Origin of the sequence: Yersinia proxima (assembly GCF_902170785.1) — a bacterium.
Taxonomy (GTDB): Bacteria; Pseudomonadota; Gammaproteobacteria; order Enterobacterales; family Enterobacteriaceae; genus Yersinia; species Yersinia proxima.
This window is the reverse complement of sequence record NZ_CABHYG010000023.1, coordinates 1-495: the sequence shown is the minus strand read 5'-3', so window position 1 is coordinate 495 and position 495 is coordinate 1. Positions and strand designations below refer to the sequence as shown.

Below are 495 nucleotides of genomic sequence, written 5' to 3'. Positions count from 1 at the left end.
AGTACTTCTACGGAGAGATAAGTTTCAGCTGTATTGTTTCAATTTTCAGCTTGTTCCAGATTGTTAAAGAGCAATATTTCACAACACACTGTGTCTTGCGACCGCAGTACGTTTTGAAATAGTTTTTTATATGGTGGAGCTAAGCGGGATCGAACCGCTGACCTCCTGCGTGCAAGGCAGGCGCTCTCCCAGCTGAGCTATAGCCCCATATAAAAAGCAAATCACCTTATTGCTGCAACTCAACAGGGAATGGTGAGTTGGTGGGTCTGAGTGGACTTGAACCACCGACCTCACCCTTATCAGGGGTGCGCTCTAACCACCTGAGCTACAGACCCAACAAGGTACTAAAGCCCGACTAATCTCTCAGTCCGGCCTTATTTGCTCGTTACTTTCTATCAGACAATCTGTGTGGACACTGCGCAATGCGTATCGTTAGGTAAGGAGGTGATCCAACCGCAGGTTCCCCTACGGTTACCTTGTTACGACTTCACCCCA

Annotated in this window: 2 tRNA genes and 1 rRNA gene; all 3 read right to left on the bottom strand. The window is 47.9% G+C overall.

Annotated features, from left to right (window positions below):
* Positions 1-131: 131 nt before the first annotated feature.
* A tRNA-Ala gene (locus tag FTB31_RS20885) sits at positions 132-207 on the bottom strand.
* A 51-nt stretch (positions 208-258) separates the two neighbouring features.
* Positions 259-335, bottom strand: a tRNA-Ile gene (locus tag FTB31_RS20880).
* Positions 336-437: 102 nt separating this feature from the next.
* A 16S ribosomal RNA gene (locus FTB31_RS20875) occupies positions 438-495 on the bottom strand; the annotation flags it as partial.